The organism is Ancylomarina sp. YFZ004 (assembly GCF_054254355.1).
The window spans coordinates 87,388-108,762 of record NZ_JBTCHQ010000002.1 but is presented as its reverse complement, the minus strand read 5'-3'; the positions used below and the strand labels follow the sequence as shown (position 1 = coordinate 108,762).

At 35.4% G+C, this 21,375-nt stretch carries 16 protein-coding genes and 1 tRNA gene; 10 read left to right on the top strand and 7 right to left on the bottom strand.

Annotation, left to right across the window (positions count from 1 at the left end; genetic code table 11):
• Positions 1 to 6 precede the first annotated feature (6 nt).
• From mreD to rsmA, 6 genes are all read right to left on the bottom strand, one after another.
• Positions 7 to 510, bottom strand: coding sequence for a rod shape-determining protein MreD (gene mreD / locus ACXR6G_RS03680; RefSeq protein WP_458360049.1), 504 nt, complete (start codon positions 508 to 510; stop codon positions 7 to 9).
• On the bottom strand, positions 507 to 1,334 hold the full coding sequence (gene mreC / locus ACXR6G_RS03675) for a rod shape-determining protein MreC (protein WP_458360048.1): 828 nt from the start codon (positions 1,332 to 1,334) through the stop codon (positions 507 to 509). The genes mreD and mreC overlap by 4 nt, the downstream gene beginning before the upstream one ends.
• A 117-nt stretch (positions 1,335 to 1,451) precedes the next feature.
• Positions 1,452 to 2,474 (bottom strand): rod shape-determining protein, encoded by a 1,023-nt coding sequence (locus tag ACXR6G_RS03670; RefSeq protein ID WP_458360047.1) that lies wholly within the window; start codon positions 2,472 to 2,474, stop codon positions 1,452 to 1,454.
• 132 nt (positions 2,475 to 2,606) lie between these two features.
• Positions 2,607 to 4,139 (bottom strand): bifunctional phosphoribosylaminoimidazolecarboxamide formyltransferase/IMP cyclohydrolase, encoded by a 1,533-nt coding sequence (gene purH, locus ACXR6G_RS03665; protein ID WP_458360046.1) that lies wholly within the window; start codon positions 4,137 to 4,139, stop codon positions 2,607 to 2,609.
• 394 nt (positions 4,140 to 4,533) lie between these two features.
• Positions 4,534 to 5,892, bottom strand: coding sequence for a magnesium transporter (gene mgtE, locus ACXR6G_RS03660; protein WP_458360045.1), 1,359 nt, complete (start codon positions 5,890 to 5,892; stop codon positions 4,534 to 4,536).
• A gap of 248 nt (positions 5,893 to 6,140) precedes the next feature.
• Entirely contained in the window at positions 6,141 to 6,920 is a 780-nt protein-coding gene (gene rsmA / locus ACXR6G_RS03655; RefSeq protein WP_458360044.1) for a 16S rRNA (adenine(1518)-N(6)/adenine(1519)-N(6))-dimethyltransferase RsmA, read from the bottom strand.
• A gap of 326 nt (positions 6,921 to 7,246) precedes the next feature.
• On the opposite strand from rsmA, the gene ACXR6G_RS03650 reads away from it, so the two are divergent.
• Both ACXR6G_RS03650 and ACXR6G_RS03645 read left to right on the top strand, forming a co-directional pair.
• On the top strand, positions 7,247 to 8,251 hold the full coding sequence (locus ACXR6G_RS03650) for a lysylphosphatidylglycerol synthase transmembrane domain-containing protein (protein WP_458360043.1): 1,005 nt from the start codon (positions 7,247 to 7,249) through the stop codon (positions 8,249 to 8,251).
• A 27-nt stretch (positions 8,252 to 8,278) separates the two neighbouring features.
• Positions 8,279 to 9,451: a hypothetical protein gene (locus ACXR6G_RS03645; protein ID WP_458360042.1), complete on the top strand. Its 1,173-nt coding sequence runs from the start codon at positions 8,279 to 8,281 to the stop codon at positions 9,449 to 9,451.
• A 68-nt stretch (positions 9,452 to 9,519) separates the two neighbouring features.
• Here the strand turns inward: ACXR6G_RS03645 and recQ are convergent, their stop codons facing one another.
• On the bottom strand, positions 9,520 to 11,697 hold the full coding sequence (gene recQ / locus ACXR6G_RS03640) for a DNA helicase RecQ (protein WP_458360041.1): 2,178 nt from the start codon (positions 11,695 to 11,697) through the stop codon (positions 9,520 to 9,522).
• Between the two features lie 352 nt (positions 11,698 to 12,049).
• Between recQ and ACXR6G_RS03635 the strand changes: the two genes are divergently transcribed.
• The 8 genes from ACXR6G_RS03635 (at position 12,050) to clpX (ending at position 21,336) form a co-directional block, all read left to right on the top strand.
• Complete coding sequence (locus ACXR6G_RS03635; RefSeq protein WP_458360040.1) at positions 12,050 to 13,018, top strand: KpsF/GutQ family sugar-phosphate isomerase; 969 nt, start codon at positions 12,050 to 12,052, stop codon at positions 13,016 to 13,018.
• Between the two features lie 54 nt (positions 13,019 to 13,072).
• On the top strand, positions 13,073 to 13,885 hold the full coding sequence (gene tatC / locus ACXR6G_RS03630; RefSeq protein WP_458360039.1) for a twin-arginine translocase subunit TatC: 813 nt from the start codon (positions 13,073 to 13,075) through the stop codon (positions 13,883 to 13,885).
• 139 nt (positions 13,886 to 14,024) lie between these two features.
• Positions 14,025 to 16,532, top strand: coding sequence for a DUF5686 family protein (locus tag ACXR6G_RS03625; protein ID WP_458360038.1), 2,508 nt, complete (start codon positions 14,025 to 14,027; stop codon positions 16,530 to 16,532).
• Positions 16,533 to 16,636: 104 nt separating this feature from the next.
• Positions 16,637 to 17,368 (top strand): LPS export ABC transporter ATP-binding protein, encoded by a 732-nt coding sequence (gene lptB / locus ACXR6G_RS03620; RefSeq protein ID WP_458360037.1) that lies wholly within the window; start codon positions 16,637 to 16,639, stop codon positions 17,366 to 17,368.
• A gap of 151 nt (positions 17,369 to 17,519) precedes the next feature.
• A tRNA-Leu gene (locus ACXR6G_RS03615) sits at positions 17,520 to 17,601 on the top strand.
• A 102-nt stretch (positions 17,602 to 17,703) separates the two neighbouring features.
• A complete protein-coding gene (tig, locus tag ACXR6G_RS03610) occupies positions 17,704 to 19,053 on the top strand; it encodes a trigger factor (RefSeq protein ID WP_458360036.1) in 1,350 nt (449 codons plus the stop codon).
• Positions 19,054 to 19,260: 207 nt separating this feature from the next.
• Positions 19,261 to 19,941 (top strand): ATP-dependent Clp endopeptidase proteolytic subunit ClpP, encoded by a 681-nt coding sequence (gene clpP / locus ACXR6G_RS03605; RefSeq protein ID WP_458360035.1) that lies wholly within the window; start codon positions 19,261 to 19,263, stop codon positions 19,939 to 19,941.
• Between the two features lie 180 nt (positions 19,942 to 20,121).
• Positions 20,122 to 21,336 (top strand): ATP-dependent Clp protease ATP-binding subunit ClpX, encoded by a 1,215-nt coding sequence (gene clpX, locus ACXR6G_RS03600; RefSeq protein ID WP_458360034.1) that lies wholly within the window; start codon positions 20,122 to 20,124, stop codon positions 21,334 to 21,336.
• Positions 21,337 to 21,375: the final 39 nt, after the last annotated feature.

Here is a 21,375-nt window from a genome sequence, read left to right as displayed (position 1 = left end):
ACAATTTTATTTTTTTGAAATGATAAATTGACTTGTGAGGACAAGTATTAAAGTAAAGATACTACTGAGTATGATTCTGATTAATGTGTCACCAAAGTTGTTAAAAGAAAAAACCTCAACTATGAATAGGAAGCTATGATGAGCAAGAATTAGGATAAGGGCATATTTAAAAAACCATGAAAATCCGTAAACATACAGTCCTTGTTCAATATCAGATTCATAATTGTCTCGAACAGAAATGTAGTTTAATACAAAAGGTCTTATGAAGGCCATGAAAACACAAGCTGAAGCGTGAATGCCAATGGTATTAGAGAAAACATCGATGCTGAGTCCCATAATGAATGACAAAACTAGTAAAAGCCAGGGTGGTGTTTCAAAAGGGAGTAGTAGAATGAATAGAACATACAGATAGGGGTTGATGAAACCACTCAGCTGAATGTTATTAAAAACAGTAACCTGAAGTAAGATTAGTATTATAAATCGGATAATATTTTTAACTATAAAATTCATTTTTCAACTTCTTTCTCTAGTTCTAATCGTTCGTTTTTCAATAAATCCCCAATCACATCAACATAGGATAGTTGATTGAAATCGTTATTTAGCAAGACAATAATTTCACGGAAGTTTCCACCTGAGGAAGGTAAAATTTCGTCAGCAGTCCCAATCAACAATCCTTCTGGAAAAACGGAAGAAAAACTACTAGTTGTTATTGTGTCACCAAGTTTGATATCAACGTGAGATGGGATTTCAATTAATCTTGCTCTACGGTAATCTTTACCATCCCAATAAAGTGATCCATGGTGATTGTTCTTTTTAATTTTAGCGGATATTTTCAATCTGCTATTCAGGAGTGAAAGAACAGTAGAGTAGTTATCTGATACTGATTTTATGATACCAACAACGCCATTGTTGGCCACAACTCCCATTTCTGGTTTAATTCCTTGATTCCTACCCTTGTTTAGGGTAATGTAATTTCGTTGTTTGTTTATTGAATTGTTAATCACTTTTGCTGAACGATAAACAAACTGCTGTTTGAAGAGTGAATCATTGTAAAAGAAAAATGAGTCAGCATTTAACTTGTAGTTTTCGGATAATAAATTGTGAAGCAAAGTATTATCGTTACTTAACTGATCGTTAATTTTAGTCAACCTAACGTAATCTGTAAAAGAATTTACTTTGTCGTAAATGCCTCCGCTTATGGCATTGTTAGAGTTTAGGAATACTGTTTTGTGATAGTTGTTGTTATTTACAATTAGTAAAAAACAAACCAATTCTATTATTAGAAATAGAATTGTGAAATGAAATCTGACAATGATTTGTATTAGATTCTTCATTCAATTTTATGGGGGTAAGCGGTTTTTGATTTATGCTTATTGATTAGTCGATTTCTCAACTAACCAATAAGCTATAACTCGCAAATGATATCGAATCAAACCATTTGCTATCTTTTTTTATCTCATTAGGAATGAGAAATTGTTCACATTTTTAAGTGCGACACCTGTTCCTCTTGCTACAGCTCTCAAAGGATCTTCAGCAATATGGAATGGAATGTTTAATTTGTTCATTAAACGTTTATCAAGACCACGAAGCAGTGCGCCACCTCCAGCAAGATAAATTCCATGGTTTACAATATCAGAATACAATTCAGGAGGTGTTTGCTCCAATGCACTTAAGATTGCAATCTCAATTTTAGAAATTGACTTCTCAAGGCAGTGAGCGATTTCCTGATAAGAAACTGGTATTTCAATCGGAAGAGCAGTCATCTGATTTGGTCCTTGCACACGGAAATCATTTGGTGGATCTTCTAATTCAGAAAGAGCAGATCCAACATGGATTTTGATGTCCTCAGCTGTTCGTTCACCAATTTTAATATTGTGTTGATGACGCATGTACTCCTGAATGTCAGCAGTTAAATCATCACCAGCAATACGAATTGATTTATTGGTAACAATACCTCCAAGTGAGATAACTGCAATTTCAGTTGTACCACCTCCTATATCTACGACCATATTTCCTTCAGGGGCTTCAACATCAATTCCGATACCAATAGCTGCTGCCATTGGTTCATAAATCATATAGACATCTCTACCTCCCGCATGCTCCGAAGAGTCACGAACAGCTCGAAGTTCAACCTCGGTACTTCCAGATGGGATACAAATTACCATTCTTAGTGAAGGAGGAAATAAACGTGGCTTCTTGTTGATCATTTTGATCATCCCACGAATCATTTGTTCGGCAGCATTAAAGTCTGCAATTACTCCGTCGCGTAAGGGACGTATAGTACGAAGGTTGTCGTGAGTTTTACCTTGCATTTGGCGTGCTTTCTCGCCAATAGCCACCATTTTCTCGGTGCGTCGGTCAATTGCAACAATCGAAGGTTCGTCAACCACAATCTTGTCATCACAAATGATGATTGTGTTTGCCGTTCCCAGGTCGATGGCAATTTCCTGTGTCATGAATGAAAAAAATCCCATATAGTCGTTTGTATCTCGGTTTTATCTGTTTTTATATTATCAGAACTTTGTCCTCTAAGTATAGAAGCATCCTAAGTTAGCAAGTTTATTAGGATTAATACACTGCTCGAAACAAAGAATCTGATTATAATTTTAATGTTTAAAGTGACGCATGCCTGTAAATACCATAGCAATACCATACTTGTTAGCTAAATCGATGGATTCTTGATCACGAATAGAGCCTCCAGGTTGGATAATTGCAGTAATTCCAGCTTCGTTGGCAGCTTCAACACAGTCGCCGAAAGGGAAAAAAGCATCCGATGCCATTGCACTTCCTTTGATGTTTTCACCACCCTGACGGATTGCATTTTCTAAAGCCCAAATACGACTAACTTGTCCTGGACCTACGCCCGTTGTAGTTTTGTCTTTGGCAATAGCAATACCGTTCGATTTGGCATGTTTTACTGCTTTCCATGCGAACATTAGATCTTCCATTTCACTTTCTGATGGCTGACGCTCACTTACAACTTTCAACTCATCGTTAATTAATATCTGATCTTGTTCCTGAATTAATAATCCGCCTAAAACAGTACGTGCTTTGAAGGTTGAATATCCAGTTTTTAAGATTTCTGGAAGTTCCAATAATCTTAAATTCTTTTTCTTAGTTAATATTTGCAATGCTTCAGTACTGTATGAAGGAGCAACAATAACTTCAAGGAAAATCGAGCTCATGATTTCAGCCGTAGCAGCATCAATTTCACGATTTGAAGCAATGATACCACCAAAGATTGAAACAGGATCTGCTTCGTAAGCTTTCTTGAACGCTTCATCAATTGTTGGAGCACTACCAATTCCACAAGGGTTAGCATGTTTTGCTGCTACAATTGTTGGTTCCGAATATTCTTTAAGAGTTTCAAGCGCTCCATCTGTATCGCCAATGTTATTATAAGAAAGTTCCTTACCATGAATTTTGTTGGCCGCAGTAAGTGTGCCTTCAGTCTCTTTAATTTGAGCATAGAAACTTGCTTTCTGATGTGGATTTTCACCATATCTAAGATCTTGCTTCTTCTCGTAAGTTAAAGTAATCGTATCTGGAGATTTGATATCCAGCTTTGTATTGAAATAGTTCGATATTAAAGCATCGTAGTGTGCTGTATGTTGAAATACTTTAGCTGCTAAAATTTCTTTAGTTTCGATACTTGTATCGCCACCTTCTTTAAGTTCTGCAATAACAGTATCGTAATCTTTAGGATCAGTAATTACTGAAACGAATTTGTAGTTTTTTGCAGCAGCTCTAAGCATAGTTGGTCCACCTATATCGATATTTTCGATAATTTCTTCGTGACCAGCCTCTGGATTTAAAATAGTTTGTTTGAAAGGGTATAGGTTACAAACGACAATGTCGATAGCTTCAATACCTAGTTCTTTCATCTGTTTCTGATGCATCTCGTTATCGCGAATAGCTAAAATTCCACCTTCAACGTTAGGATGAAGTGTTTTTACTCGACCATCAAAACATTCTGGGAATTGAGTTAAATCTGAAATATCCATGACTGGAATTCCCTCGGCCTTAAATTTAGCAGAAGTCCCACCAGTAGAAATGATTTCCCATCCTAGCTTGTCTAGTTCTCTAGCAAATTCAACAACATTTGTTTTATCAAAAACACTGATTAGAGCTCTTTTCATGATTCTTTTTTTGGGGTAATTTATGTGTGTAGAAAATTAATTTTACAGCAAAATAATTTTCAAGCTATCCCGATTGTTCTAAAGAACTATCACGTAGGGTTTTACGCAAATCGAATTAGTTTCACGCAAAGTTAAGAAAAAGCCTAAAAAATAAGTCTTATAAATAGAGCTTTTTTGTTCAAATTTTGAGAATTTTTTTTCTCTCTGTAGAAGAGTAGGTTGAGGAAGAATTAAGTCTTTGGATTTATGCTGCTTTTTTAAGGTAGAATATGCTAATAATCCACTTGAAATATCATTGAAAAGTAGCTTGAGTAAGCTGTGTAGTGGTGACATGATATAATCACCCTAGTCTGTCAAAATACATTTTGATAGACTAGAATGAAATATTCTGTGATTAAACGATGCTATAAAAATAAGCCCCAATCGATAAGTAGATAAATAGCCCAACAATATCATTTAATGTTGTTATAAAGGGGCCAGTTGCCAGTGCAGGATCAACTTTTGCTCTATGGAGCATTAAAGGAATGATAGTTCCAGTTATTGCGGCAAAGATGATAACGGCAAATAATGCTACAGAAACAGACACTGTTAATGCGAATGAGTCACTGTAGAAGTAATTACATAAGAATAATAAAGAAGAACAGGTTAAACCGTTAATTAGGGCTCCTCCAAGCTCACGCATTAAACGACTAAATGTACTTTCAATACCCAGAGAATTACTTGCAATACCTTGTACAATGATTGCTGATGACTGAACTCCAACATTACCAGCCATTGCGGTAATTAGAGGAATAAAGAAAGCAAGTGCAGGTGTGCCTGCTAAGCTACTTTCGTGTGTGGAAATAACCATCGCAGCAAAAATACCACCCATTAAGCCAATAATAAGCCATGGGAGACGTGCTCTTGTTTGTAGCCAAATGGAGTCATTTGATTCAATATCCTCAGAGATACCTGATGCCATTTGATAATCTTTTTCAGCTTCTTCACGAATGACATCTACAACGTCATCAATGGTGATTCGTCCCATTAGTCGACCAATACTATCAACTACGGGAAGAGCTACCAAGTCATATTTCTCCATAATACGAGAAACTTCTTCATCAGATTCGTCTGTATGAACTGACATGACATCTGGTTCATATATATTAACGATTCGGGCTGATGTAGGACTCAGAATCATTTTCTTAAGCGAAAGTGTTCCTATTAGTTTTCCGTCATCATTTACAACATAAACATAGTAGATTTCATCGATATCTTCAGCTTGACGGCTAAGTTCACGAAGGCAGGTAAGAACGGTCCAGTTCTCGTTAACGATGACCAACTCTTTCCCCATCAAACCACCGGCCGTGTCTTCATCGTAATGTAGAAGGTCCACAATATCTCCAGCTGTTTCAATATCCTCAATATGAGAAAGAATTTCTTCTTGTTTTTCATCTGAAAGACCACCAATAAGATCGGCAGCATCATCAGAATCCATATGATCGATGAATTTCTTAGCTATGACCTCGATAGGAAGAACATTGATAAAGCGCTTTCTGTCATCTTCTTCAATTTCAGAAAGAACATCCGCACCAGTATCACCATCTAGAAGGAGAAATATATATATGGCTTCTTCGGTATTTAATTCGTCTAAAATATCTGCAATATCAGCTGCATGCAGATCATCGATTTTAGCTTTTGTTTCGGCCTCATTTTTCTGATCTATAAGTTTTCTTAGATCATCGATGTATTCGCGAGTTAATTCGAAATGCATAACATCTTATTTTTTGAGTGTGTGACGAATTTCCTTAAGGCATAGATCTAAATGAATATTGACATATTGATGAATATTCTACATTCTAACATGACGCAGAATATCTTAATCGCTTATATGAAAATAGGCTTTTGTTTAAAAGTTACGATCGTATGACTATTGACTTTAGCATCTAATATAATTAAATAGTTGATAAAGTAATAGAAACTCAATTTTTGAGAAGCATCCTCGAGTCTAGAATAATGAATTTATTTTGCTAGAAGTGCATCAATTTTATTAGTTAGTTCTACAAATTCCTGAACAGTAAGTTGCTCGGGTCTTTGTCCCATGATGTCATCCTCGAGTTTTAGATCGCCGAGTAGACTTTTAAGGGAGTTTCTCAGCGTTTTTCGACGTTGATTGAAGCCAGTCTTAACAATTCGGATAAATAAAGGCTCATTGCAGTCTAGATGTGTAGTGGTGTTTCGACTCATGCGAATCACGCCAGAATTAACCTTTGGCGGTGGATTGAAAACTTCAGGGCCAACCGTGAAAAGATAATCAATATTGTAGAAAGCCTGCATCAATACACTTAAAATACCGTAGGCTTTGCAGCTGGGCTTTGCACTCATGCGTTCTGCTACTTCTTTTTGAATCATACAAACAACTTCAGGTATATGATCTCTGTAATCAAGAACTCTAAAGAAGATTTGAGACGAAATATTGTAAGGGAAATTACCGATTATAGAAAAAGGTTCATCGAATAATTTTGATAAATCAAATCGCAGAAAATCTTCACTTATAATTCGACCATCAAGTTCTGGATAGTTTTCTTTTAAATAGGCTACTGATTCTGTGTCAATTTCGACTACATGTGTTTCGAAATTTTTATTGGGTATAAGGTATTGAGTCAAAACACCCATTCCTGGGCCTATTTCCAATACTTTGTTTATTTGCTCTCCATCTAAACTGTCAACAATTTTCTTAGCGATATTTAAATCTTTTAAGAAATGTTGACCTAATCTTTTCTTTGCTCTAACGTGTCCCATATTCAGGTCTTCAATACTTTTTTAACAGGGGCTTCCATTCTTAGGTTAAAAAACCAAAGTATTTTACAAACATTTCATTATTTTTGCGGTTCACCTGTCGTGAATTACGGCAAATTTAGAACTAAATACCATAAGAACAGGGTTTACTTGTTGAAAATTTAAAAATCATTGACAAGAAAAACAAGATTTGCTTATTTCAGCAATACTTCAGCTCGTAAAAATTCAATTTGATTGAAGATTCGATCAGATTGAGATTTTTATTGCTCGAAAATGGATAAAGTAATCAAAGGTTCTAGAAAAATAACGTTGTACAAAAACATTACACATTGAAGAAAACATTGAGTCAAAGCATAAAGTTCCTAATTTTCTTTTCTATAAGTGCCTTTTTATTTTGGTTAATCTATAGAGGACAAGATACCAGTGAGATATTTGAAATTCTAAAAAATGACGTTAACTATTTATGGATTCTAGCTTCTCTTACTTTTGGACTATTGAGCCATATTAGCCGTACGATTCGATGGAATATGTTGATAGAATCATTAGGTAAAAAGCCACGTTTTGCCAATACTTTTTTGGCTGTAATGGTTGGTTATTTCGCAAATTTAGCTTTACCCAGAATGGGAGAGATATCTCGTTGTGGCGTTATCAGTAAATACGAAGACGTGTCATTCTCAAAGTTAATTGGTACTGTCGTTTTGGAAAGAGCACTTGATATTGTTATGCTTTTGTTGTTATTACTTCTAACAATGGTTACCCAATTTGATGTTTTGTCTGATTTTATGACGCGTAACCCACAAGTTAGTTCTAAGTTATCTGCTGTTTTTGCTTCCTCAATTACAATGTATGTAATGATTGTTATTGCATTGGCAGTATTTGTTTTCAGAAAGAAGTTTAAGCACACCCTATTTTATAAAAAGATCATGTTCACGCTTGGGAATTTTATGGATGGATTTAGAGCGATTCGTAAATTGGATAATAAGTTGTCGTTTGTACTGCATACTATATTCATATGGGTGATGTATTACATGATGACTTATATTTGTTTTTTTAGTTTTGGATTCACTTCAAACTTGCCTGCTTTAGCCGGACTTACTGTTTTTGTGATGGGTAGTTTTGGCATGGTTGCACCTGTTCAAGGAGGTATAGGAGCATGGCACTTTATGGTTATTGGTACACTCTTGATTTATTTACCAACTACTCCAGATATTGAAAAGTTATCCAGAAGTTTTGCATTAGTTGTTCATGGTTCTCAAACTGCAATGATTATTATTCTTGGAGCACTTTCAGTAATTGCGCTGCCTATTGTTAATCGCAAGAAAATCTTAAACTAAAATCATCAATAAGTTTATATGGATGTGATGTTTCAAATAGCAGAGGTAGATGGTCAGCTATCTAAGGTGGATTTTTTGGAACTGCCTGTGCGTTTATATAAAAACGAGCCGAACTGGGTTCGACCTCTGGATAGTGACATTGAGGATGTTTTTGATCCAGAGAAAAATAAAATGTTCCAACGAGGTACTTGCAGTCGTTGGATTTTGAAAAACTCAAATGGACATACTGTAGGTCGTGTTGCTGCTTTTGTTGATAATAAAACGCGTGATTTAAGTGATCAACCTACAGGGGGGATGGGTTTCTTTGAATGTATTGATGATAAGAAAGCAGCCTATATTCTTTTTGATACCTGTGTGACGTGGCTCAAGAGCCAAGGTATCGAAGCTATGGATGGGCCAATAAATTTTGGTGAGCGTCATCAATGGTGGGGTTTGTTGGTTGATGGTTTTCATAGACCGTTATACAATATGCCATATTCATTATCCTATTATAAAACCCTTTTCGAATCGTATGGTTTTAAAACTTACTTCGAACAATATACCTATAAAACCCTCTTTTCAACCGATAGTTTAAGTGAGGTGATTGCATGGAAAGCAAAGCGAATTGAGCGCAATCCTGATTATTCTATTGTCTGTTTTAATAAAAAGTATAAATCGAAGTTTATTCGAGACTTTGTGCATATTTATAATGAAGCTTGGGTATCGACTATTCCCGGTGTTGATTTTATGACAGAGGAGCAAGCTGTAGAGACCTTCGATTCTCTTAGCTCTATCTTACATGAAAGGTTGCTTTGGTTTGCTTATTATAAGGATGAACCGATTGGCTTTTTTGTCATGACTCCAGATATGAATGAGGTTTTAAACGGCTTAGATGGTCAGTTTGGGTTGATGGGGAAATTGAAATTTCTACATTATAAATATATCAAGAAGAATAAGAATGCTATGGGTTTGATATTCGGTGTGGTGCCTGCCTTCCAATCTAAAGGAATTGATGCTGCTATGATTTATCAATTTTCTAAAGAGGGTTTTAATTCAAAGTTCCCGTTTGAAACGCTTGAGATGAATTGGATTGGCGATTTTAACCCTCGAATGATGCATATGATGGACCATATAGGTGCATCGATTTATAAAACCCATATCACTTATCGCAAACTTTTTGATGATCGTAAAGTTTTTAAGCGATCTCCAATTATCGGGTAAATGTTATTTTGTAAGAAATAGGCAGAAGAAAAAAAAAGCTACCTCATTTGAGATAGCTTTAGTTTTATTTAGAGTCCATTTTCAGTATGGAACTTTATTCTTAGTAAGCGAATATCATTTTCAGAGTAATCTTCTTCTCCCAATTCATCGAGAGCTTCTTCAATATTATCCGTTTCAGCTTCGTTGAAGTATTCCAAAACTTCCTCTTGTCTGTCTTCGTCAATAATTTCTTCAATATAATAGTTGATATTAAGTTTGGTTCCCGAATAAACAATGGCATCCATTTCTCTTAGAAGGTCGTGGAATACCATTCCTTTAGCATCGGCAATGTCTTCAAGATCCATTTTTCTATCAACACTTTGAATGATAAAAACCTTAAATTTAGATTTGTCAGCGATTGATTTTACAACCATATCTTGAGCACGTTCAATATCATTCTCTTCAACATGTTTGGAAATCAAATCTGCAAATTCTTTCCCAAAACGCTTTGCTTTTCCAGCACCAACACCCTGAATGTGCGACATTTCTTCAATGTTTATAGGGTAGTGAATAGCCATGTCCTGAAGAGATGGATCTTGGAAAATAACGTATGGAGGTGTATTTTTCACCTTAGATATTTTTTTACGAAGATCTTTAAGCATTTTTAAAAGAATCGTATCAACAGCTGCTGTGCTTGCAGCCTTTGGTGCGTCTGTATCTGACCCTTCAAAATCATGGTCATCAGTAAGCAAGAAAGGTGTTGGGTTTTCTAGGAATTTATGACCTTCTTTCTTGATTTTGATAACGCCATATTGCTCAATATCTTTTTCAATAAACAGATTGATTAGAGAACGGCGGAATACCATATTCCAGAAATGTCGATCTTTATCTTTACCGCAACCAAAAATTTCTAGCTCGTCGTGTTTGTACGATTTTGTAGATGAATTGGATTCTCCAGTTAGAATGTTGACAAGGTGATCAATTTTAAATCTCTCCTTTACAGTTTTGACAACATTAAGAGCTTTAACCACAAATTCTCCGCCTTGGAATTCTTTTTTAGGATGTAAGCAATTGTCACAACTTCCACAATTTTCTTCAGTATGTGATTCTCCAAAGTAGTGAAGTAGGACGGTTCGTCTACAAACAGCTGATTCAGCGTAGGAAACGGTTTCTAAAAGAAGTTGTTTCCCGATTTCTTGCTCTGCGATTGGTTTACCTTGCATAAACTTCTCGAGCTTCTGTATGTCTTTATAACTATAGAAAGTTAAGCAGTGTCCTTCTCCACCATCTCTACCAGCACGACCTGTTTCCTGATAATAGCCTTCTAAACTTTTTGGAATGTCGTAGTGTATCACAAAACGGACATCGGGTTTGTCGATTCCCATACCAAATGCTATAGTAGCAACTACGACATCGATATCTTCCATCAGGAATTTATCTTGGTTGCCCGATCGTGTCGCAGAATCCATACCTGCATGGTAAGGAACAGCGTTAATTCCGTTGACTTGAAGTGATTCTGCTAGTTCTTCAACCTTTTTTCTACTTAAACAGTAGATGATACCAGATTTACCTTCATTCTTGCGAATAAATTTGATAATCTCTTTTGTAGCATCAACTTTAGGTTTAACCTCATAGTAAAGGTTCGGACGGTTGAAGGATGATTTGTAGACTTTGGCAGTTAGCATGCCAAGGTTTTTTTGTATATCATGTTGAACTTTAGGAGTTGCCGTTGCAGTTAGTGCAATGATCGGAGCTTTCCCAATTTCTTCAACAATAGGTCTAATTTTGCGGTATTCAGGTCGGAAATCATGTCCCCATTCCGAAATACAGTGTGCTTCGTCTACTGCGTAGAAAGAAATCTTGATATTCTTAAGAAATTCAATATTACTTTCTTTGGTAAGTGATTCTGGAGCAACATATAATAGCTTGGTTCTGCCTTCAATCACGTCTTCCTTCACCTTTAGTGTTGCAGATTTCGAAAGAGATGAATTCATGAAATGCGCAACGCCATCATCTTCACTAAAATTTCTCATAGCATCGACCTGATTTTTCATCAAGGCGATTAGTGGAGAAATAATTATGGCAGTCCCTTCCGACATCATAGCCGGCAACTGGTAGCAGAGTGACTTCCCTCCACCAGTAGGCATTAATACAAAACTATCATTACCGTTAAGGACATTAATTATAACTTCTTCTTGACTTCCTTTGAAAGTGTCAAAACCAAAATTCTTTTTTAAATGACTAACTAGCTCAAACTCCGTTTTCATCTTCTGTAATTTGTTGTCATTAAATATATATATAAGATCATTTTTTTTGTGCAGAAGAATTCTTCGTGCCAATAGTGAAAAATAATCTCAATATTATTCGTTGCTTATTTTATTATAGCTGAGAACCTGCGAAGCTAATAAAAAAGTTTTGCAGATTTAGCTTTTAAAGGTGTGATTTTTACCTCAGTTCAGTCTTTTTTATTCAATAAATGAATACTTTTGTATTTTAAATTTAGATAAACATTTGAATAAAACAAAAAGTTAAAGTGTTTTAACAGCTTTTAACTTTTCTTCTGATTTTATCAATAATTTAGGGACGTATAGAACATTAATAATTTAATACTGATAAGTTTTGAATTCACTGGATAAGATAAAACAAATAGCAATAAATACAATTCAAGAGGAGGCAAGAACCATTAGTCAACTAGTTGATTATATTGACGATGATTTTGCAAAAGTTGTTGAACTTATTTTGGAAAGCAAGGGGCGTGTTGTTGTGACTGGAATAGGGAAGAGTGCAAATATTGCTAACAAAATAGTTGCAACTTTAAACTCTACAGGCACACCATCCATGTTTATGCATGCGGCTGATGCCATACATGGCGATTTAGGTATGATTAGGCCTGATGATATCATTATTTGTATATCCAAGAGCGGAAATACGCCAGAAATCAAGGTTTTGGCACCATTGATCAAAAACATGGGAAATGTCTTAGTGGGCATGGTTGCTGGTTTGGATTCATTCTTAGCAAAACAATCAGATTTCGTACTTAAAGCTGTGGTTGATAAAGAGGCTTGTCCTAATAATTTAGCACCAACCAATTCAACGACTGCACAGTTGGTGATTGGTGATGCTTTAGCAGTGTCATTGCTTGAAAGTCGTCAGTTTAGTTCTCAAGATTTTGCAAAATATCACCCGGGTGGTGCCTTAGGCAAAAAGTTATATTTACGTGTACATGATCTTATCGCTAAACAAATTGCTCCTCGAGTAAAAATAAATGACGATATTCGTTCGGTTATACTTGAGATTTCTTCAAAAAGAATGGGTGCAGCAGCTGTTGTCGACGGTGAAAATAAGCTGTTAGGTATAATTACTGATGGTGACTTACGTAGAATGATGCAGCAGTATGAGGATGTTAAGCCTCTTAAGGCAAAAGATATCATGTCGGTATCACCAAAAACAATTGGGGAAGATGAATTGGCAATTAATGCTTTCCATTTGATGGAGAAAAATAGCATCACTCAATTGGTTGTTTGTGAAGGTGAAAAATATATTGGTTTAGTTCATCTTCATGATATTTTGAAAGAAGGTATTGTGTAGATTGGTGTCATTTAATCACAAATTATATAGTCTTTAATTGTAATTGGTTTTAATATGTCAGAGAAAGAAGAAGAGGGAATGAGTTTCCTAGGTCATTTAGAAGTATTACGTTGGCACCTAATTCGTGCAGTGTTGGCCGTTTTAGTTTTTGCTATTGCAGCCTTTGTATTTTATGATATTATTTTTGATGAAATTATATTAGCTCCTAAGAACGTTGACTTCTTTACCAATAGGATGTTTGCTCTGTTTGCTGATTATACGGGAATTGAATCATTAAAGATTAATACCAAGCCTTTTCAAGTGATTAATATTAATATGGCTGGGCAGTTTGCAATGCATATTTCTGTTTCTTTGATTATTGGTTTTATCGCAGGTTTCCCTTATCTGTTTTTTGAATTTTGGCGCTTCGTAAGACCCGCTTTGTATTCAACAGAAAAGAAACACGCAAGAGGATCTATTTTTTACACCAGTTTCTTATTTGCGCTTGGGGTTGCTTTTGGTTACTATGTGATTACACCTTTGTCTGTACATTTCTTAGGATCTTATAATGTGTCATCTCAGGTGTTGAACCAGATTAGTCTAAGCTCCTACATTTCTACCATCACTTCTATTGTATTGGCCAGTGGTGTCATTTTTGAGTTGCCTGTTCTTATCTTTTTCCTGAGTAAGATTGGTTTGGTAAGTCCCGAATTTCTGAAAAAATACCGAAAGCATTCAATCGTATTAATCCTGATTTTATCGGCCATTATTACACCTCCAGATATTTTCTCACAGGTTTTGGTTTGTCTGCCACTATTGGTTTTATATGAAGTAGGAATTGGTATTTCTAAGCGTATTCAAAAACAGCAGGCTAAAGCATTCGAATAAACCTTCTACGCAATAAAACTTGTATAGATTAGTTTTTTCTATCAGGAAGAATTTAGTGTTAATTTTGAATCCCTAATAATGTTAGGGATTTTTCTTAAATTACAAGATTCATCATTCATGTTAACCTATTAATGTATACATGCTGAAATTATTTAAAGGATTAGTATTGCTATTGTTTATTCTTATGGGGGTAGGAATAAGCCAGTCTGCATTTACTCAGGTTACAAAGCTTAGAGGAAAAGTTGTAGATGCCAAAACTCAAGAACCATTACCATTTGTTAATATTGCTTTTAAGGGGACAACTATTGGTACGACTACAGATTTTGATGGGAATTATTTCCTTGAAACTCGTACCCCTACTGATTCTCTGCATATTTCTTTTGTGGGGTATAAAGGGAGAGCTTTAAAAATTCAAAAAGGAACTTTTCAAACTCTAAATATTGAACTGCACTCCGAAGCTGTTTCCCTACAGGAGATTAGAGTATTACCAGGAGAGAATCCAGCTCATATTCTTTTGAGGAAGATTATTGCACGCAAAAAGAAGAATAATCCGGCACGTTTAGAGTCTTACCAATATGAGACTTATACGAAAATGGAAATGGACTTAAATAATATTGGTGATGATTTTAAGAACAAAAAAATCATGCGTCAGTTTCAGTTTGTTTTTGATTATGTCGATACTTCTGTTGTGACTGGGAAGTCTTATTTACCTGTTTTTATTACCGAATCTCTATCTGATTATTATTATAGAAAAAGTCCTAAGCTTGAGCGAGAAGTTATTAAAGCATCTCAAATGTCGGGTATAGAGGATAATGCAAGTTTAGCTCAGTTTACAGGGCAGTTGCATCAGAATATTAATATCTACGATAACTTTATAGATCTATTTAATAAGGGATTCGTGAGTCCTATTGCAGATGGAGGCTTGAGTTATTACAAGTATTATTTAACCGATAGTGCTTACCGTGACGGAAATTGGTCTTACCATATGTCATTTAAGCCTAAAAGGAAATTGGATCCTTGTTTTGTAGGTGATTTTTGGGTGGCAGATACGACATTTGCTATTGATATTATGAAAATGCGTATTACTAAAGATGTTAACCTGAATTGGGTGAAAGATTTGGTAAGTACGAATGAATATCAGAAGGTAAATGATTCGACCTGGTTTTTGAAAAAGCAGAATTTATTTGTTGACTTTATGTTGACGGATAGGGACTCCACTGCTAGTATGGGGTTTTTTGGGAGAAAAACGATTTCATATCGTGATGTGAAGTTGAACGTGCCAATTCGTAAAGAGATAGTCAAGCTTGAGAATAATGTTATTGTCAATGATGATGCACTAGGTAAAGAGGCCTCCTTTTGGGATAATGCTCGCCCTTTTAAACTATCACAACGAGAATCGGGGATTTATTCCATGGTTGATTCCATTCAGAATGTTCCTTTGTATCGAACTATCTTTGATGTTATCCAAACTTTTGTGACAGGTTATTATGAGAAAGGTAATTTTGAATATGGTCCTTATTATAAGCTCTACTCATTTAATGAGATTGAAGGAAATCGTTTTATGTTTGGAGGACGAACATCTAATGATTTTAGCACGAAAGTCATGTATAATGCACATCTTGCTTATGGTGATAAAGATAATCGCTTTAAGTATGGCTTGGGTTTCTTATACATGATAAATAAACTGCCTCGTGAGACTTTTGGAATGCAGTGGAAGCATGATATTCATCAGCTAGGAAAGAGTCCGAATGCTTTCACCGAAGGAAATATTCTGGCTTCTTTATTAAAGAGGAACCCAAACAATAAGCTAACCATGCTTAATCAGTTTGAGGCGCATTACGAAAAGGAATGGTTTCAGGGCTTTATAAATACTCTGAAGTTTCGTTACCGTGATATTTCACCTACTCCAATTGTTCCTTTTGTTTCACCTAATGGCGACCAAATAGGAGGAATCAAATCTTCCGAAATTGAACTTAGAACGCGATGGACAAGGAATGAAAAGGTGGTGATGGGAGAATTCGAAAGAGTTCATTTTGGAGGACCCGTGCCTATTGTGAATCTTTATTTGACAATGGGAGTGAAGGATTTATTGGGGAGCAATCATGAATATTTTAAAGCTGATTTAAGTGTTAATCAGACAATTGAATTACCCCCATTAGGAAAATTACGCTATTTAGCAACAGCTTCTAAGTTGTTTGGTAAGGTTCCATATCCATTATTATCTCTGCATGAAGGGAACGAGACGTATGCTTTTGATCCTTATGCGTATAATATGATGAATTATTTTGAGTTTGCCAGTGATCAGTACGTGAGCTTATCATTGGAACATCATTTTCAGGGTTTTATTTTGAATCGAATTCCTTTGTTCAAAAAGCTAAAGTGGCGTTCTGTTGTTACAGCTAAAGGCTTGTGGGGAACCTTATCCGATAAGAATAATGGTTCTTTGGCAAATAGTGAAGCTGCGATGATTTTTCCTGAAGGTTTGTCAGACGTAGAAGATCCCTATTTTGAAGCCAGCGTTGGAATTGAAAATATTTTCAAATTTTTCCGTGTTGATGCCATGTGGAGATTGAACCATTTGGAGCCAAATCCAAATCAGGATTTTGAAGAATTTGGTATTCGTGCCATGTTTCAGATGACTTTCTAGAGATGAACTTGATTTTGAAAAGATATATTAACATATCAGCCTAAGACTATTGCCAACAGTTTCATATATTTGCACAACTCGGGGACAAAACCTAAAGAATTCTTATGATTTTAAGAGCTGAAAATTTAGTAAAGAAATATAAAAGCCGTACAGTTGTTAAAGGTGTATCGGTAGAAGTGAAGCAAGGAGAAATTGTTGGATTACTGGGACCCAATGGTGCGGGTAAAACGACATCATTCTATATGATTGTTGGATTGATTAAACCCAATGGTGGAAGAATTTTTCTTGACGATAGAGAAATTACCAAAGAGCCTGTTTATAAAAGAGCTCAAATGGGAGTTGGTTACTTAGCTCAAGAAGCCTCTGTTTTCCGTAAATTAAGTGTTGAAGACAATATTATGGCTGTTTTGCAAATGTCTGACTTCACTAAAGAATATCAAGAGCAGCGATTGGAAGAAATGCTGAACGAATTCAGTCTTCAGAAAATTCGCAAAAGTTTAGGTATTCAGCTTTCTGGTGGAGAACGAAGAAGAACTGAGATTGCTCGTGCTTTATCTATCAAACCTAAATTTATTCTTTTGGATGAGCCTTTTGCTGGTGTCGATCCAATTGCGGTTGAAGATATTCAAGATATTGTTCGTAAACTAAAAGATAAGAATATTGGGATATTGATTACTGACCACAATGTTCAGGAAACCCTTTCAATTACTGAAAGAGCTTATCTATTATTCGAAGGTAATATTCTAAAATCGGGTACGGCTGAAGAATTAGCCAATGATGAAGATGTACGCCGAGTGTATTTGGGAAAGAATTTTGAATTAAGACAAACAAAATAGACTTAAAACGAACTTTAGACTATCTTTTTTTTGAAGATGTTTGTTTGATATTTAATGACTTAAAAAATGTCTTGAAAAAAATATTCAGTTTTTTCAAAATTACTATTGCACAAGTTAAAAAAGACGTTTATATTTGCACCGCAATTAACCCGCGGATGTGGCGTAATTGGTAGCCGCGCTAGACTTAGGATCTAGTGCCGAGAGGCGTGGGGGTTCGAGTCCCTTCATCCGCACTACAGAGAATAACCTTAAACCGCCCAGCTGAAGATGTGAAAACATCATGTTTGTGGCGGTTTTTGTAATTTAAAGGGTTTTATCATTCTAATAGCTAAAAAATGAATATCACAAGAACCAACACTGATGATTTGAATGCTGTAATTAAATTACAGTTAGTAAAGGAAGATTATGCGAGTCAAGTTGACTCTGTGCTTAAGGAACAACGTAAAAAAGCAAGTATTGATGGTTTTCGCCCTGGTAAAGTGCCAATGGGTTTAATCAAAAAAATGTATGGTACTCCTGTTTTAGCTGATGAAGTAAATAAAATTCTTGGTCAAGAGCTTTACAAATATATCGAGGAAAATAAATTGGATATCTTAGGCGAGCCTCTTCCAAATGAGACTGAGCAGAAGAGTATCAACTGGGAAATAGATACTGAGTTCGAATTCGTATTCGACATTGCTATGGCTCCTGCTTATACTCTTAACCTAAGTAAAAGAGATAAAATCAACTTCTTTAAAATTGCAGTTGATGAGAAAATGATTCAGAATGGTGTAGATATGCACGCTCGTCGTTTTGGTTCTAATAAAGACGCTGAAGTTATTGAAGATAAAGAAATCCTTAAAGGTAACTTTGCACAACTTGATGCTGAAGGAAATCTTGTTGAAGATGGTATCGTAAGCGAAGATGTTGCTATTTCATTGGAATATATGAAGGACGAAGAGTCTAAAGCAAAATTCGTAGGTGCTAACGTAAACCAGATTATTACTTTCAATCCTGCTAAGGCATTCCCAAATAGAACTGATTTAGCTTCTATGTTGGGTATTGCTCCAGAAATGGCTGAGACTCTTGAATCTGATTTCCAATATACAATCACTAATATTTCTACGTTTATTCCTGCTGAAATGAATCAGGAGTTATTCGACAAAGTATTTGGTGAAGGAAAAGTTGCTAACGAAGAAGAATTCAAAAACCAAATTAAAGCTGATATCGAAGCTCAATTGGTTAACGATAGCGATTACAAATTCTTAATCGATTCAAAAGCTAAATTGGTTAAGAAAGCTAAAATTGATCTTCCTATTCCATTCTTGAAACGATGGATTACTGCTACTAATAAAGAAATGACAGCTGAGCAAGTAGAAAGCGATTTCGAAAACTATTCTGATGATATCAGATGGCAGTTGATCAAAGATAAGTTAGTAAAAGATAACGATCTTAAAGTAGGTGAAGAAGAGGTTGTAGAATTTGCTAAGAAGCAAGCTTTAATGCAATTTCAGCAGTATGGCATGATGGAAGTACCAGAAGAGTACTTGACTAACTATGCTAAGCAGATGCTAGAAAATAAAGACGAGGCTAGAAAAATCTGGGATCGTAAATTAGATGAAAAAGTTGTTGAGTACCTTAAAAACACAATTAAGGTAGAAGACAAAGAAGTTTCTACTGAAGATTTCAACAAAATGTTTGAATAAGCATTTATAGAATAAATACATTTGCAACCACGCTCTTTTTTTGAGCGTGGTTGTTTTTTATTCAGCATTTTGCTCAACAGATGTTTATAAAAGCAATTTTTTTAGCTAATTTAGCTAAACTTAAATGTTGATTTTGTACATCAAATAATAGTCTTTTGTTTTGGAAGGATCTTGCCAACCAAAGCCCAAATAAAATATATTCATCCTATGATACCACAAGACGAATTTAAAAAATTTGCGACTCAGCACAGAGGCATTAGTAGTCTTTCGCTAGATAAATATACCTCTATCAGTAACTCGTACATTTCTCCTACCATTATAGAGGAACGTCAGTTGAATGTTGCTTCTATGGACGTATTTTCACGTTTGATGATGGATAGAATCATCTTTTTGGGTGTGCCAATCGATGATTATGTAGCAAATGTAATCATGGCTCAACTTTTATTCCTTGAGTCTACTGACCCTTCAAAGGATATTCAAATCTATTTTAATACCCCTGGAGGATCTGTCCATGCAGGTTTAGGTATTTATGATACTATGCAGTATATCAATTGTGATATTGCTACAATTTGTACAGGTATGGCTGCTTCAATGGGTGCTGTCTTGTTAACTGCTGGTGAAAAAGGTAAACGTTCTGCACTAAAGCACTCACGTGTAATGATTCACCAACCAATGGGTGGTGCACAAGGTCAGGCTTCTGATATTGAAATTACTGCTCGTGAGATTATGAAGTTGAAGAAAGAACTTTATACTATTATCTCTGATCATTCAGGAATGCCTTTCGATACAGTTGAGAAAAATTCTGATCGTGACTACTGGATGACTGCTCAAGAGGCTAAAGAATATGGTATGATCGACGAAATATTGATACGAGAGCCAAAGAAATAAGGCTTGAAAAATCTTAAAAATCTTGGAAATGCAGAGTTTAGCTTAAAATGCTTAACTTTGCATTTCTAATATAAGAAGGAATCGTGTTTTGAGAATCCGATGACTTATTTAATTGTAAACAACTTGGTTTAATGATGTTTAATATCTGACATCGGCAAGCTAAAAGACTATATTTTACTTATGGATAAATGTTCATTTTGTGGGCGAGATAAAAAAGATACCAATCTTTTAATTGCGGGAATCAGTGGTCACATTTGCGATAGTTGTATCGATCAGGCACACGAGATTATTAAAGAAGAGGCTAAAACCAATTCTGATCTTGACTTGAACGAGCTTCAGTTATTGAAACCAACAGAAATCAAAGCCTTCTTGGATCAGTATGTGATTGGACAGGATGCAGCTAAAAAATACCTTTCGGTTGCTGTTTACAATCATTACAAAAGATTGCTTCAGGAAGATGATGATGAGGAGATTGAAATTGAGAAATCAAATATCATTCTAGTTGGTGAAACGGGTACAGGTAAAACGCTTTTGGCAAAAACGATTGCCAAAATGCTTCATGTTCCATTCACGATTGTTGATGCAACTGTTCTAACTGAGGCCGGTTATGTTGGTGAAGATATAGAATCGATTTTAACACGTCTTTTACAAGCTTCAGACTACGATGTAGAGGCTGCTGAAAAAGGGATTGTATTTATCGATGAGATTGATAAGATCGCACGTAAGAGCGATAACCCATCAATTACTCGTGATGTTTCAGGTGAAGGTGTACAGCAAGGTTTATTAAAATTGCTTGAGGGATCTATTATTAATGTTCCACCACAAGGCGGTCGTAAACATCCTGATCAAAAAATGATACCTGTAAATACTAAAAATGTACTTTTCATTTGTGGAGGTGCTTTTGATGGTATTCAGCGTAAAATCGCTCAGCGATTAAATACGGCTGTTGTTGGTTTTAATGCAAGTAAAGTTGCAGAGAAAGTTGACCAGGAAAACTTCTTACAATATATTGCTCCACAGGATTTAAAATCATTTGGTTTAATTCCTGAAATTATTGGCCGTCTGCCAGTTTTAACTTATTTGGAGCCATTGGATCGTCAAGCTCTTAGAAATATTCTAACTGAGCCTAAAAACTCAATCATTAAGCAATACAATAAATTGTTTAGTATTGATGATATTGAATTGACTTTCGACGAATCTGCTTTGGAATATATTGTTGATAAGGCTTTGGAATACAAATTAGGTGCACGTGGTTTGCGTTCAATTTGCGAAGCGATCATGATGGATGCCATGTTTGAATTACCAAGTTCGGATGAAAAAACAGTTAACATTGATGCGGAATACGCAGCTGGTAAATTGGAAATAACAAATATGAAGCACTTAAGAATAGCTTAAGCTATTTTTCTATATACAAGAAAAGTCTGGTGAATCACC

Coding starts and splice junctions, on each gene's coding strand:
- ACXR6G_RS03670 (WP_458360047.1), bottom strand. CDS start 2,474: ATGGGATTTTTTTCATTCATGACACAGGAAATTGCCATCGACCTGGGA.
- clpP (WP_458360035.1), top strand. CDS start 19,261: ATGATACCACAAGACGAATTTAAAAAATTTGCGACTCAGCACAGAGGC.
- purH (WP_458360046.1), bottom strand. CDS start 4,139: ATGAAAAGAGCTCTAATCAGTGTTTTTGATAAAACAAATGTTGTTGAA.
- tatC (WP_458360039.1), top strand. CDS start 13,073: ATGTCAGAGAAAGAAGAAGAGGGAATGAGTTTCCTAGGTCATTTAGAA.
- recQ (WP_458360041.1), bottom strand. CDS start 11,697: ATGAAAACGGAGTTTGAGCTAGTTAGTCATTTAAAAAAGAATTTTGGT.
- clpX (WP_458360034.1), top strand. CDS start 20,122: ATGGATAAATGTTCATTTTGTGGGCGAGATAAAAAAGATACCAATCTT.
- rsmA (WP_458360044.1), bottom strand. CDS start 6,920: ATGGGACACGTTAGAGCAAAGAAAAGATTAGGTCAACATTTCTTAAAA.
- tig (WP_458360036.1), top strand. CDS start 17,704: ATGAATATCACAAGAACCAACACTGATGATTTGAATGCTGTAATTAAA.
- ACXR6G_RS03645 (WP_458360042.1), top strand. CDS start 8,279: ATGTTTCAAATAGCAGAGGTAGATGGTCAGCTATCTAAGGTGGATTTT.
- lptB (WP_458360037.1), top strand. CDS start 16,637: ATGATTTTAAGAGCTGAAAATTTAGTAAAGAAATATAAAAGCCGTACA.
- mgtE (WP_458360045.1), bottom strand. CDS start 5,892: ATGCATTTCGAATTAACTCGCGAATACATCGATGATCTAAGAAAACTT.
- mreC (WP_458360048.1), bottom strand. CDS start 1,334: ATGAAGAATCTAATACAAATCATTGTCAGATTTCATTTCACAATTCTA.
- ACXR6G_RS03625 (WP_458360038.1), top strand. CDS start 14,025: ATGCTGAAATTATTTAAAGGATTAGTATTGCTATTGTTTATTCTTATG.
- mreD (WP_458360049.1), bottom strand. CDS start 510: ATGAATTTTATAGTTAAAAATATTATCCGATTTATAATACTAATCTTA.